Here is a 12,889-nt window from a genome sequence, read left to right on the forward strand (position 1 = left end):
CACACATGAACTCCATCCCAAACCCCGCATCCGCCTCTCACGTTAGCGGCTCCGCCATTTCCTCCACGGAAACCATCCAACAGCCCCGCATCCTCGTCGGCATCTGCACGTGTGCAGCACACGCCGAACGCAGAGACGCCGTACGCGACACATGGCTCCGCCACATTCCGGACGGCATCCGTTGCCTATTCTTTATGGGCAACACCCCGGATGCCAGCGCGCCCGAACCGGACACCGTCGCCCTCCCCGTCAACGACAGCTACAAACACCTGCCTCAAAAAACATTCGCCTTCCTGTGCCATGCACTGGAAAACGAAGAATTCGACTGGCTCTTCAAATGCGATGACGACACATACGTCGCCCTCGACCGGCTGCCCTCCATCATCCGTCCCGACTGCGACCTCATCGGCGACCACCTGCTCCGAAAGCGCAATGCACCCAGCGGCGGAGCCGGATACATGCTCTCCCGCCAAATGGTCGAAAAAATCGTCAAGGAAGGAACCATTCCTCCGACCGGAGCCGAAGATATCATCATCGGGCAACAGGCCATAAAGCTCGGAGCCCGACCCCATGCCACCGAACGCCTGTACCTCAGCAACAAACGCTACCCTCTTCCAGACAATGACATGGTCACCGCCCACTGGTGCGGACCGGAACGCCTGAAAGCCATCGATGCCTTCTACCGTACTTCGCCCTCGGCATCCTTCCATGGCCGCCATTCCCACTGGAACGACACCCTGCACTTCTATCCGGGGGGATACTATCGCCGCACGGCTGCAGGATGCAGCGGCACCTACCGCCTCGAAAACGGCATGCACCTCGCGCTCCACTGGTTCGACTGGCCCGAAGAAAACCTTGCCTGCCTCAATGGCACCTACACCGGAAACAAAATCGTCCTCACCCCTCTCTCCGGCACACTTCATGCAAACGAACCCGCTTGCGATGCCTCCGCCATCGAAAAACCACTCTACATCCAGCTCGGTTGCGGCATCAATCGCCTGCCGGGTTGGATGAATCTGGACATGCCCGTTTTCGACATCACCAAGCCATTGCCCTGGAACGATCAAAGCATCGATGCCCTCTTCCTGGAACACGTCATCGAACACATTCCCTCAAACCAGGCCTACGCCTTCATGAAAGAAGCATGGCGCACCCTCAAACCCGGAGGCATCCTCCGGCTCGCCTTCCCGGATCTGCTCCGAATCGCGCGCGAATCAACACCGCAATACATCCGCTTCCTGCAATCCCACGGATGGGGGGACGGCTCGCCCGGCAGCGCGCTGGCATCCATCGTCACCAAACACGGACACAAAGCCATCTGGACGAAAGACACCATGCTCGCCATCCTGCACTCCATCGGCTTCGAAGCCTGTGAACAAAGACTCGGAGAATCATCCCACCCCCACATGCGCGGCATCGAACAGCGCAACCGCCAGCTCGGCCCCGACTTCAACCGCATCGAAACCACCTGCATCGAAGCAGTCAAACCCAACCTTGACCGCAAAACGATGAAATGCGTCTTCCTGATCGCTCCGAATGAAAACATGGAAGGACAAACCGAACTCGAACATCTCGGCTATGAAATCTCCCACTACCCCGTCTCTCCGGAACAGAACCTCACCGACACACGGGAAGATGAATTCACCTCTTTTCTTGGCAGGGCGCCCGCCACATGCGAACGTCGACACGTACGCTCCTTACGCCAATCATTCGCCAACATGCTCCTTGACCCCTCATGGGATGACGACGACCTCATCATCTTCGGAGAAAGCGACTCCACCCCTCTCATTGATGCCTTCACGCTCTCGAAAATCGTCAGTCAGGAACTGGAAAACCATCCCGAAACCGATATCATCCGGCTCTTCCACCGCCTCCAGACGAATCCTGTTTCCATACCTCCGAACATCGAACAACCCACCTTCGAACCGTACCGCACCGGAGAGAAAACACTGCACAACTCCTACGTCTGGGGTACCCATGCCCTCATTGTGCCTGCCCGCTCACGCCGTAAAGTCGCCGAACTCTTCATCTCCTGCCGCCTGCCCATCGACACCACATTGGAAATGGCCCAGTCGAACAACGAGTTGAACATACGGGTTGCAAAACACGACTACTTCTACCAGAAAAAACGCACGGCAAAGCAAACACCCCGGATACCCCGGCAACACAGAATCGCCGTCTGCCTCACCTCCTACAAACGTTATGAGGACCTGCAACGGCAAATCTACGCCATCATGGCCCAAAGCTATGAAAATCATCATCTCTTCGTCGCCGTCAAAGGCATCAGCGAATGGGCCTACATCAACACCATCCTGCCGAACTTCCGCCACTGGATCGAAGAAGGCCGCATCACCATGCGCCATTACCCCAATAAAAACCAGCTCTCCAACTTCATCGACACCATCAGGGACATCGACATCTCGGAATACGACCTCTTTGCCAAAATCGACGACGACGACTTCTATAGCAGGGATTACCTTAAAACGGTCAACGACTATCACAACACCATCCCCGCAGGCAACAGCAGCTATTATGCTTCGCTCAGCCCCATCCGTTATGAGGAAAAAGGCCATGTCTGTTTCAGAATCGTCAACTACACGGTCTTCGGAGCCTCCATGGTACTCGGAAAAAAAGTCATGCAAAACCTGCTGCAATGCGAGGCTGCGCCCGAACAGGAAATCCCGAAAATACTGGCCCGCAACCCGCATGTGAAACGGACGAAATTCGGCTTTGCTGAAGACCATCTGTACCACATTTTGATGGAAGAAGCCGGATGCAACAACCGTGCCGAATACGTCCGGCAACACTGCCCGCATCCTCACATCATCGTCCAGAAAAGCAACAAATCCGTCATGAGAGGCGGCCTGCTCGACCAGCAATTCATCGTGCGCAACCGCTCCGTATCCACAGATCCGGCCAACCACGAACACATCCTCGAACTGCACCACCCCGAATGGCACGACCTCCTGCAAATCACCGGAAACCGGGCAACCCGCATCACGCGTGACGACCATGCCAACGTCCTCTCCTTCACATCCGACAGCATCACCGTCCATTGGGACAAATGGGGAGAAGAAACCTACATCAAACAACCCAGCGGCTTCTATCTCTACCGCAAGCACTGACGGACCACATGGCCATCCGAAGCCCATCGTTCCATCCTCTTTGCACACGGCATCCATCACCTGATGGATGCCGTCCTTTTACACCTTGGAACATACCTGAAAAACACTTGCTTTTCCGCTCACCGTCATGCTACTCTGTCGTAGCAACGCGATGCATCCTCTCAGCCTCTGCATACTGATTCCGGCTCTCGGCGTACCAAGCCTCTCCGCACAGGCGGTCTCACCATCACTGGAAAACGAAGCCGTCGATTTCGTCTGGAACAACCGTCCCGCCATGGATAGGGATTCCGTCACCCGGGACTTCGTCCGCAAAGACGTACAGGCAGCCCTGCAAGCCCGCGGCTTCTATCCATGGGGCAAAACGGCGCCATGGGAAATCTACCGCAACAACGTCCTTCCCTACGCCTTCACGGATGAAACGCGCAGCGACTGGCGCACAGCGCTGGAAGCCAAATACCGCCCCATCGTCGCAGAGTGCAAAACCGCCCGCGAAGCCGTCCTCCGCATCGCGGCCAACATGACCAGGGACACAGGCGTCTTCTACTCCGCAGAACGCCGCAAGCCCAACATGTCGCCCTCGGAAGCACTGCAGGAACAGAAAGTCTCCTGTACCGGCCAAAGCACCCTGCTGGCCGCCGCCCTGCGCTCAGTCGGCATACCCTCCCGCCTTGTCGGCATCACCCTGTGGAGCCACATCATGGGCAACCACACATGGACCGAAGCATGGTTCGACGGCCAGTGGCACATGATCGAATTCAACGAAAAGGAATTCAACACGCCGTGGGTCATGGAAAACATCGGCATGCTCGACACCTCCTCCTTCGAGCACAAACTCATCGCCACTTCATGGGAAAAGAAAGACACCCTCTTCTTCCCGATGATATGGAAAGCCCGTTACGCTCCAGCCCTCGGAGGACTCCACTTCCCGGAAGGCTCCCGATTCGTCCCCGGAGTCGACGTCTCCGAACGCTACGTCAAACTGGCGCGCGACTGGTACGAAAAAGCCGGCCTCTCGAAAGAACAGCAGCGCCTCTTCATCGACTCCCGCATCGCACCCTCGCCCATGGCGAAACGGGCGCCGCTCTACGTCATCCTCACTCGCGAAAACGGAGAAATCCTCGAAGAAGGCTATACGCCGGACAACGAAGCGGACATGCGCGCCTTCCTCCGCTTCTCCCTGCCACGCATCGGCAAATACAAACTCATCGTCAAGGAAAAGAAAGACGCCGACCCCATCGCCACCCTCGACGTCCAGCCTACGGACACCGCCGTCCAGCTCATCTACATCTCTCCTGAAATGCTTCGCCAGCAATCATGAAACCCATCCCGCTCCTCGTGAATGCCGCTGCGCGCATCTCCAAAAAGGGAGCCTTCCATGCGTGGCTGGACAACAACCACAAAGCCTTCCAAATCATCCGGCCCGGCAGCCCCGAAGAAATGAGCGACTACTGCTCCCGCCTCGCCCGAGAAGGCACCCCGCTCATCGCCGTTGCCGGGGGAGACGGCACACTCGCCCGCGCAGCGCAGGGACTGGCCGGCACGGCAACGGAACTCGCCGTCATGCCCTCCGGCACCATGAACGTCTTCGCCCGTGAAATCGGCATCGGCTCCCACAACTTCGACGCCGCCCTTGCCGCCATCCGGCAGGGAGAAACCCGGGAAATCGACATCTTCGAAATCAACGGCACGCCCTTCATCCAAATGGCAGGCTTCGGCCCCGATGCCCGAGCCGTCCAGCTCACCACCCCGCACACCAAACGCAAATGGGGCCCTCTCGCCTACGGCTTCTCCGGCCTCAAAGCCTGCATGGAACACCACCCGGAACTCACCCTTCGCCTGCCGGACGGCAGCGCCTGCCGCGGCCATGCCATCCTCCTCGGCAACGGCTCCCTGTACGGAGGATCCATGAAACTCTTCCGCCACGCCACCAACAGCGACGGCATCCTTGACGCCATCGTCTTCCACAGCGACAGCGCCAGCATGGTCTACCAGATCGTCAAATCCCTCCTCTTCCGGGGACTGCACCCGGACAGGCACTGTGCGGAATACACCTACCTCCGTATCGAATCCGCCTCCATCGAATCCGCCGCTCCCGTACCCTACGAAATGGACGGCGACTACTCCGGCACCCACGAAAGCGGCCAGAGCACCCGCATCACCCGCGCACCGGGCAGCCTCAAAGTACGCGTCCTCAACAGACTGTAAGCCTCTGCCCGCCACCCGCATCATCCCGGCGACCAGACCGGACGCTCGCAAATAGAACTTTCCAAGCCCCTCCCTTCCTGCTATCATACCGCGCGTTATGAGAATCCTCGTCACAGCGGGTCCCACCCGGGAACCCATCGACCCCGTGCGTTACATCACGAACCGCTCCTCCGGTCGCATGGGCTATGCCCTTGCCGGAGCCGCCGCGCACGAAGGCCACCATGTGATACTCGTCTCCGGCCCCACCTCGCTGGATGTCCCGCCCGGCGTTGACTTCATCCCCGTCGAAACGGCTCAGGAAATGTACGACACCGTCCGCTCCCTCTGCGACCGAACGGACATAGCCATCCTCTGTGCGGCAGTCGCAGACTACCGCCCCATTGCCGTAGCCGACCAGAAAATCAAAAAAACTGGTGACAAACTCACCCTCGAACTCGAAAAAACGCCCGACATCCTCGGCTCCATGCGCAGCGACTTCGGCTACACCGGCATCCTCGTCGGCTTCGCCGCCGAAACGCAAAACATCGAACAATACGCGCACGACAAACTCATCCGCAAACAATGCGACCTCATCGTCGCCAACGACGTCTCCCGCAAAGACATCGGATTCGACAGCTCGCAAAACGAAGTCCTCCTCATCACGGCCGACGGCGCAGAACCCCTTCCCAAGGACACCAAGGAACACATTGCCATGGAAATCATCAGCCGCGCCAGCGGCATCATCCCACATCAACCAGCCAAATGATCCGCACCATCCTCACCACCGCAGCCTGCGTCGCCTGCGCGGGAATCCCCACCTTCGCCGCCGAAGAAAAACCCTACACGGCCACGGAAACCGCAGCCACCGTCCTCGTGGACAAAACGGCCGTCATCGAAGACCATCTGCCCATCGAAATCAACCGCTCCACGAACCAATTCATCACCACGGCCAAAATCGACGGCATTGAAGGGCGCTACATCATCGACACGGGAGCGACCCACACCACCCTCGCTTCCGAATACGTAGCCGAAAAAATGCCGCAGGCCGAACTGGTGCCCGTCCAGATACAGGGATCGACCAACGTCAAAAACGGGCAGAAAATCATGTTCGGCAGCATCGACCTCGGCCCCATGCACTTCCAGCACTTCCCCCTCTTCGTCACCAGCCTCAAACCGGTCAACACGATGATGGAAAAACCCATTGCCGGAATCCTCGGCACGACGACCTTCCTGCAAAACCCGCTACCGTTCATCTTCTCTGCGAAAAACGCTAAAGTCTGCTGGAGCAAAAAATACCCCGCTTTCCCCTGCGCCATGCGGGGAAGCTTCGACGACAACATGCGCTTCATCTCCATGGCCAAAGCCGGAGGCAAAGACATCCCCCTGCTGCTCGACACCGGATCCTCCATCACCATCGTCCCGCACGGCACATGGGAACCCGACGCCGAACAGGCAACACACATGAAATCGGCGGACATCAACTCCGCATCCACAGACAAAATGCAACGCGGCAAACCCATGGACCTCGACCTTGGCGGCGGCCTCGTACTCAAAAACATCCGCCCATGGATAGCAGCCCCCGGAGCCCCGGGACAAATCGGCATGGACATCCTCCAGCACTTCGACTTCTGTATCGCACGCAAAAACGGCAACTTCACGATAACTGCCCGGATGCACGAGCCCGAAAACCGGCAATGACCGTCACCCTCGACAACCTCGGCTGGGACAGCCGCTTCGAAGAAGCCTTCCGGCAACTGGCGCAGCCCGGCTGGTACCCGGCCCGCATTATCCGCGAAACGAAAATCAACTACACCGTCATCGGCCAAGGCACGGGAGATCATGACGTCGTACTCAGCGGCAAAGTCTGGAACGATGCCGACTCGGATGCCGACCTGCCCGCCGTAGGCGACTGGGTCGCCGTCGACCCCGGACAGGAAGGGGACATCCCCGTCATCCGCGCGCGCCTGCCGCGCAAAACCTGCTTCTCCCGCAAAGCTCCCGGCAAAAGCACCGCCGAACAAGTCATCGGAGCCAACATCGACATCGTCGTCATCGTCACCGATGCCGGAGAAGACTTCAACCCGCGCCGCATCGAACGCTACCTCACCCTCGTCCGTAAAAGCGGAGCGGACCCCATCGTCCTCATCAACAAAGCGGACCAAACGCCGAAAGGCATCCTGCAGGAAGCCGTCGACAGCCTCCGGTCACTGGCTCCGAACCTCCCCGTCCACCCCATATCCGCACGCAAACGCAAAGGCTACCCGGACATCCTCGCCCTCGTCCCCTCCGGCCTCACCATCACCATCGTCGGCTCCTCCGGCGTCGGTAAATCCACCTTGGTCAACTCCCTCCTCGGTGAAGAATGGCTCGACACCGGAGACGTCAACGCCGTCACCGGCAAAGGCCGCCACACCACCGTCGCCCGCGAACTCGTCATCCTGCCGGACGGCGGCTGCCTCATCGACAACCCCGGCATGCGCGAAATCCAGATGTGGACCGATGCCGAAACCCTCCGCGCCAACTTCGCCGACTTGTCGGAACTCGCCGCACAGTGCAAATTCGCCGACTGCAGCCACGGCAAAGACGCCGGATGCGCCATCCGCGCCGCCGTCGGAAACGGCACACTCTCCCAGGAACGCTACGAACACTACATGCGCCTCGACGAAGAAATCGAAGAACTCGTCCGCCGCAGTGAAAAACGCCAAATGACCCTCGAACGCGTCAACAAACGCAAAACGCGCGAAAAAATCCGCAACTACGAAGACCGCCGCGACCAGCGGCGCGACCGCCACCCCAACCGCCCCTGCTAATGAAAAACGCACCGCGAACCGGCGCCCGTCAAATCGCCGCCGAATGCCTCTCCCGATGGTCGACCGGCCACGCCTTCGCCGAAACCCTCGTCGCACGGCACACCGCCGACGCCGGACTCGGCCCCTCCGACCGAGCACTCGTCCAGGCCATCGTTTACGGCACACTCCGCAACAAAACATGGCTCGAACACATCATCCGCACCCTGCGCCCCTCTCCGCTCGACACCCCGCTCCACATCCTCACCCTCGTCGGCCTCAGCCAAATCTTCATCCTCGGGCAGGCGGACCACATCGCCGTCAGCGAAACCGTCAAACTCGTCCCGCAACGCGTCCGCGGCGTCGTCAACGGCATCCTGCGCAACGCTGCGCGCCGCAAACAGGAACTCATCCGCGAGAGGGACACACTCCCGCTCCCCGTCCGCTACTCCATACCCGAATGGCTTGTCCGCAGATGGCAAGCCACTTACGGCAAACCCGAAACCGCCGCCATGCTCGCCTGGAACAACCGCCCACCTGTTCTGCATGCCCGCGGCAACGCCCTGCGCCCGCTCGACACCGTACCGGACACCCTCGTACCCCTCGAAGGCATCCCCGGCTGGTACACCCTCACCGGAGCCATCCCGCGCGCTGCCGTTGAAAACGGCAGCCTCTACATCGCCGACCCCTCCACCCGCTACTGCATCGGCCTCCTCGCACCGCAGCCCGGCGAACGCATCCTCGACGCCTGCGCCGCACCCGGCGGGAAATCCGCCGCCATCCTCTCTGCTACCGGCGGCAAGGCCATCCTCACCTCCACCGACATGCACGAACACCGCCTCCCCAAACTCCTCGAAAACCTCAGGAAACAGGGAGCCGACCACATCGACATCCGTGCGCATGACTGGACGCAGCCCTGCCCTCCGGAATGGCAACAGGCATACGACGCCGTCATCCTCGACGTACCTTGCTCCAACACGGGCGTCATCCGCAAACGCATCGACGTCCCGTGGAGACTCACCCCGGAAGAAATCACCCGCCTCTCTGACCTCCAGCACACCATCCTCACCTGTGCCGCAAAAGCCGTCAAACCCGGAGGCCGCATCGTCTACTCCACCTGCTCCATCGACCCGGAAGAAAACCGCGCCGTCATCGACCGCTACCTCTCCGAACATCCGGACTGCACCCTCGTACAGGACCACCTCGCCCTGCCCCACCGGGAACAGGCGGACGGCGCCTATGCCGCCCTCCTGCACAAAAGGAACTGAACCGGCCGTGAGGCACACCTCAGGCGCAAACTCACTCCGGCAGCTGCTCCCGCTTCCCCATATACTTCGGGGAACGGTTCAGCACCCATAAATCAAGCATCATCGCCACGCGGGCGGCACGCTCCCGCATCCACGAAGCCCGCCTGTAATAATCGCCCACCGCATTCCTGGCATTGAAAGCGTAGGCATCCATCCCCAGATACCCGGCAATCGCAAGAGCCCGCTCATTGTGGAACTCCTGCGACACGAAAATCACACGGTTCACGCCGAAAATATCCCGCGCACGCACCACCGAATCCAGCGTCCGCAACCCGGCGAAATCACACACGATACGCTCCTCCGGCACCCCCTTGGCCACCAGCGCCGCCTTCATCGCCTCCGGCTCGTTATAATCGTGCGAACTATTATCTCCCGACACAATCATCGCCGACACCTTCCCGGACCTCCAAAGCCTGGCAGCCGCATCCATCCGCTGCAGGAAATACAGATTATTCCGCTCCCCCAGCTTCGGGGCGCAACCCAGCACTACTGCCACGGCATCGCCGGGCAGCTCCTCCGTCGACCAGAACGCCCGATCCTTCGACTGCGCATACGTATACCACTCCGACACAGCGAAAACCGCTACCGACAGCATCACGCAACCCGCCAGCCCGGCCAGCATCCACCTCATCGGTCTCCATCGCCAGCAGCGGCGAACAAACCTCCACCCGGCCGAACATCCGGCCACCACATGCAGCATTACCCTCTTCATCGCCATCCTCCTCTCAACAACCGATGCCCGACACCGCCACACGGCAAATCATCGTATGCACCGCACCCGGAGCCAAAACAACCTCCTCCTGAGGAGCCGTCACCGTCTCCACGCACAGGAAACCGCTCTCGAACCCCGCCCCCACATCCGCCATACCGGCGGCCAACTCGGCACCGGGATTCCACACCACAAGAGAATTGGAACCGCTGCGCGTCAGGCACAGCACACGCTGCCACTCCAGATCGGCCACATGCACCACCGTCTTCGTCGGATAATAAATACGGTCGATATGCCCCGCAGGATGCAGGGGCGACTCGCGGTGAGGCACCGCATCCGCAGCAAACTCCGTAAACGGACAATCCTTCAGCCCCGTCACCACCGTACGCGCATAATTGCTCACGGAAAAATAACTGTGGAACGCGGCGGAAAATGGCAACGGCATCGTCCCGTTCTCCGTCACCAACCTCATCTCCAAAGACTGCCCCAGCTCCAGCCGCAACCTGGAGGAAGGATCTTCAGGCCGGGAGGCAGGCAGAGCCAGCTCCAGCACCGCCGTCCCGTCCGCGAGCACCTCGGAGGACACCAGCGACCACAGTGACACCCGCGCCACGCCATGCGAAGGCCTGCCGCCATCCGTCGGATCCTTACCGAACCACGGCCAGCACAAAGGCACACCGCCCCGGATCGCCTTCCCGGCCACAAACTCGGCGTTCGGACTCATCCACAGCACCGGAAACTGCCCCTTGGGAGTCCAATCGAGCAACTGGGCTCCGTACAAAGACAACCGGGCGGAACACTGGGAAGTCTCTATCTCGACAAAAGGAAAATCCTGGCCATAAGGGTACGAATACTTGAACATCTGCGGGTGAAAAGCTGGTTTCATCCAGTCTAAAGAAAGAACTGCGGTGCGTCAAGCAAGATGAACAGCCGCGGCCCGAGAAAAAAGCCCCCCGCTCCGACGCCTCCCGCACAGGCTGCTCACAATATATCCACAAGTTATTCACATCGTAAAAACATTGAAAAAACAGCAGGATACGACATTTGTTCACAGAGTTGTTCACAAAAAAATCATGAGGAACGATACAGGAGACTCAAACTGCCATTCCATCTTATTCAGACCTTGTTCACAGATTATTCACATCGTTAAAAAGAATATAAACAATTGACAACAAAACATCAAAACAAACCGTCAAAAAAGTTATTCACACTTTTCACTCCATGTGAAACCCGCAAATGCTCCGTTGCATGCCGGAAATTCATCAACAACATCTCGCGCACCTCCCTCTCCGCCCCCAATGGCCGCGACATCGCATACGCCAGCTTCAAAATCAACGCCCGCTTGAACCGCGCATCGCACCGCCGCAAATCCCTGCAATCACATACATACGAACACAGCAAAGGAGAACGGCGGGCAAACACCAGCCTCCCTCGGCACACCCACCAGTCCGCCCGTACGCGCAGCACCTTCAGGCAATCGTCAGGCAATGCATGCGCACGGGCCGGTACAGGGTGGCATCCCCACTCTTCCGGCTCGGACGACTCCAGAACCGCCCGCCTCACGGCAAAAGGCCACGGCACCTCGCACAACACCTCCTTCCTCACGGTCTCGTAAAACATGCAGCAGCACCGCTCCTCTCGCGACCCGTTTGGGTTCATGGAGGAGGCAGGCGGACAGGCAAGCAGCTTCAAAGCCGCATTGCACAACGACAAAATGGAATCAGATTCGCTCTTCATGGCAAAAAACCGGACGCATGCCGGACACCGAATCCTGCCACAAACCCCACAATGCTTCACCTGTAAAACACACTCCGTGCAACCTGCCCGCACCCGACCGGCACCTTGCAGCCACCCTCCGAACCGCCAATTATCCACTTTCGCAAAGAAAAGACAAAAAAATGATTGACAAAAAATGAAAACGGAGTAAACTCTCCTCGCCCTCTGCAAGGAGAAAGCGATTCAATCGCGGGGTGGAGCAGCCAGGTAGCTCGTCAGGCTCATAACCTGAAGGTCGCAGGTTCAAATCCTGTCCCCGTAACCATTTGAAAGCCCTGCAAGTTTTGAACTTGCAGGGCTTTTTCGTATTCACGAAATGGCAACAGCCGAAAATCCCTCCAGAGGCGGCAAGAGAAGGCACAGCGACATCTCCTTCACATCACACTCGAAAACACGCAGCTGCCAAAACAGAGCAAGCCGCCATCAGGCATCGGCAATGCGGATAGCCATAATACATGCCGAATCATCGTCCTTGGCCGGTTCCCGATAGGTCACAGCTACCTTCTTCCCCACCAGAAGCCCGTCCTTGAGATCCTTGACGGTATCGTCCCCGATGCCGAACCAGAGCATCTCGCCGTCGGGCATCACGAGACTCAGTGAATGCATGGCCGTCCCGTCGCCGACAACACCGTACACCGTATGCACGGCTCCCGGCTGCCGGGGTGTTTCCCGAACAGAAGCCTGTGCCTGCTCCTCCGCACGACCGGCTGGCAGAACAACCAGAGATACACACAACATGGCAATAGCAGAAATAATCCGTTTCATAAAAAATGCGTGATAAATTGTGATGCGGCCAACAGCCGATCCGGCGGCATCATGCGTACCATGCCCCCTTTAACCGGAACCGTTACTTGCCGACCAAGACTTTCCTTTTGAATAAAACAACATTTCCCCGGAAAACGCAACATCAAAACAAGCCACCGCAGACAAGCCATGAGCCGCAATGCAAACACGCCGACGGAATGATGTTTCCGCCGGCGTGGACAAATCAACATCCGGTTC

11 protein-coding genes and 1 tRNA gene are annotated in these 12,889 nt (G+C 59.0%); 8 read left to right on the forward strand and 4 right to left on the reverse strand.

Annotation, left to right across the window (positions count from 1 at the left end; translation table 11 throughout):
- The first annotated feature begins 5 nt into the window (after window positions 1-5).
- The 7 genes from AC781_RS03820 (at window position 6) to AC781_RS03850 (ending at window position 9,363) form a co-directional block, all read left to right on the forward strand.
- Entirely contained in the window at window positions 6-3,125 is a 3,120-nt protein-coding gene (locus AC781_RS03820; protein WP_067773773.1) for a methyltransferase domain-containing protein, read from the forward strand.
- Between the two features lie 127 nt (window positions 3,126-3,252).
- A complete protein-coding gene (locus tag AC781_RS03825; protein WP_083076532.1) occupies window positions 3,253-4,443 on the forward strand; it encodes a transglutaminase-like domain-containing protein in 1,191 nt (396 codons plus the stop codon).
- Window positions 4,440-5,330: a diacylglycerol/lipid kinase family protein gene (locus AC781_RS03830; protein ID WP_067773779.1), complete on the forward strand. Its 891-nt coding sequence runs from the start codon at window positions 4,440-4,442 to the stop codon at window positions 5,328-5,330. The genes AC781_RS03825 and AC781_RS03830 overlap by 4 nt, the downstream gene beginning before the upstream one ends.
- A gap of 97 nt (window positions 5,331-5,427) precedes the next feature.
- Complete coding sequence (gene coaBC / locus AC781_RS03835; RefSeq protein ID WP_067773782.1) at window positions 5,428-6,075, forward strand: bifunctional phosphopantothenoylcysteine decarboxylase/phosphopantothenate--cysteine ligase CoaBC; 648 nt, start codon at window positions 5,428-5,430, stop codon at window positions 6,073-6,075.
- A complete protein-coding gene (locus AC781_RS03840; protein ID WP_067773785.1) occupies window positions 6,072-7,007 on the forward strand; it encodes an aspartyl protease family protein in 936 nt (311 codons plus the stop codon). The genes coaBC and AC781_RS03840 overlap by 4 nt, the downstream gene beginning before the upstream one ends.
- Window positions 7,004-8,119 (forward strand): ribosome small subunit-dependent GTPase A, encoded by a 1,116-nt coding sequence (gene rsgA, locus AC781_RS03845; protein WP_067773788.1) that lies wholly within the window; start codon window positions 7,004-7,006, stop codon window positions 8,117-8,119. Before AC781_RS03840 ends, rsgA begins: the two co-directional genes overlap by 4 nt.
- Window positions 8,119-9,363 carry an RsmB/NOP family class I SAM-dependent RNA methyltransferase gene (locus AC781_RS03850; RefSeq protein ID WP_067773791.1) on the forward strand — a complete coding sequence of 415 codons (1,245 nt, stop codon included), beginning with the start codon at window positions 8,119-8,121 and terminating at the stop codon, window positions 9,361-9,363. The genes rsgA and AC781_RS03850 overlap by 1 nt, the downstream gene beginning before the upstream one ends.
- Window positions 9,364-9,394: 31 nt before the next feature.
- Here AC781_RS03850 and AC781_RS03855 read toward each other — a convergent pair whose 3' ends face one another.
- The 3 genes from AC781_RS03855 to AC781_RS13645 all read right to left on the reverse strand — a co-directional run bounded on the left by AC781_RS03855 (window position 9,395) and on the right by AC781_RS13645 (window position 11,848).
- Window positions 9,395-10,114 (reverse strand): SanA/YdcF family protein, encoded by a 720-nt coding sequence (locus AC781_RS03855; protein ID WP_197677909.1) that lies wholly within the window; start codon window positions 10,112-10,114, stop codon window positions 9,395-9,397.
- A gap of 13 nt (window positions 10,115-10,127) precedes the next feature.
- A complete protein-coding gene (locus AC781_RS03860; protein ID WP_067773797.1) occupies window positions 10,128-10,997 on the reverse strand; it encodes a D-hexose-6-phosphate mutarotase in 870 nt (289 codons plus the stop codon).
- A 293-nt stretch (window positions 10,998-11,290) separates the two neighbouring features.
- The gene (locus AC781_RS13645) at window positions 11,291-11,848 is read right to left on the reverse strand and encodes a phage connector family protein (RefSeq protein ID WP_141675736.1); all 558 of its coding nucleotides are present in this window, start codon (window positions 11,846-11,848) and stop codon (window positions 11,291-11,293) included.
- A gap of 227 nt (window positions 11,849-12,075) precedes the next feature.
- Here AC781_RS13645 and AC781_RS03870 point away from each other — a divergent pair.
- Window positions 12,076-12,152, forward strand: a tRNA-Met gene (locus AC781_RS03870).
- A gap of 158 nt (window positions 12,153-12,310) precedes the next feature.
- Here the strand turns inward: AC781_RS03870 and AC781_RS03875 are convergent.
- Window positions 12,311-12,652, reverse strand: coding sequence for a hypothetical protein (locus AC781_RS03875; RefSeq protein WP_067773804.1), 342 nt, complete (start codon window positions 12,650-12,652; stop codon window positions 12,311-12,313).
- Window positions 12,653-12,889 lie beyond the last annotated feature (237 nt).

This window comes from Neoakkermansia glycaniphila, from assembly GCF_001683795.1.
GTDB lineage: Bacteria > Verrucomicrobiota > Verrucomicrobiia > Verrucomicrobiales > Akkermansiaceae > Akkermansia > Akkermansia glycaniphila.

Bases quoted from the DNA above. Each gene is read 5' to 3' on its own strand.
- AC781_RS13645 (WP_141675736.1), bottom strand. From the start codon at position 11,848: ATGAAGAGCGAATCTGATTCCATTTTGTCGTTGTGCAATGCGGCTTTG.
- AC781_RS03855 (WP_197677909.1), bottom strand. From the start codon at position 10,114: ATGAAGAGGGTAATGCTGCATGTGGTGGCCGGATGTTCGGCCGGGTGG.
- AC781_RS03830 (WP_067773779.1), top strand. From the start codon at position 4,440: ATGAAACCCATCCCGCTCCTCGTGAATGCCGCTGCGCGCATCTCCAAA.
- AC781_RS03820 (WP_067773773.1), top strand. From the start codon at position 6: ATGAACTCCATCCCAAACCCCGCATCCGCCTCTCACGTTAGCGGCTCC.
- AC781_RS03850 (WP_067773791.1), top strand. From the start codon at position 8,119: ATGAAAAACGCACCGCGAACCGGCGCCCGTCAAATCGCCGCCGAATGC.
- AC781_RS03875 (WP_067773804.1), bottom strand. From the start codon at position 12,652: ATGAAACGGATTATTTCTGCTATTGCCATGTTGTGTGTATCTCTGGTT.
- AC781_RS03825 (WP_083076532.1), top strand. From the start codon at position 3,253: ATGCTACTCTGTCGTAGCAACGCGATGCATCCTCTCAGCCTCTGCATA.
- AC781_RS03840 (WP_067773785.1), top strand. From the start codon at position 6,072: ATGATCCGCACCATCCTCACCACCGCAGCCTGCGTCGCCTGCGCGGGA.
- AC781_RS03860 (WP_067773797.1), bottom strand. From the start codon at position 10,997: ATGAAACCAGCTTTTCACCCGCAGATGTTCAAGTATTCGTACCCTTAT.
- rsgA (WP_067773788.1), top strand. From the start codon at position 7,004: ATGACCGTCACCCTCGACAACCTCGGCTGGGACAGCCGCTTCGAAGAA.
- coaBC (WP_067773782.1), top strand. From the start codon at position 5,428: ATGAGAATCCTCGTCACAGCGGGTCCCACCCGGGAACCCATCGACCCC.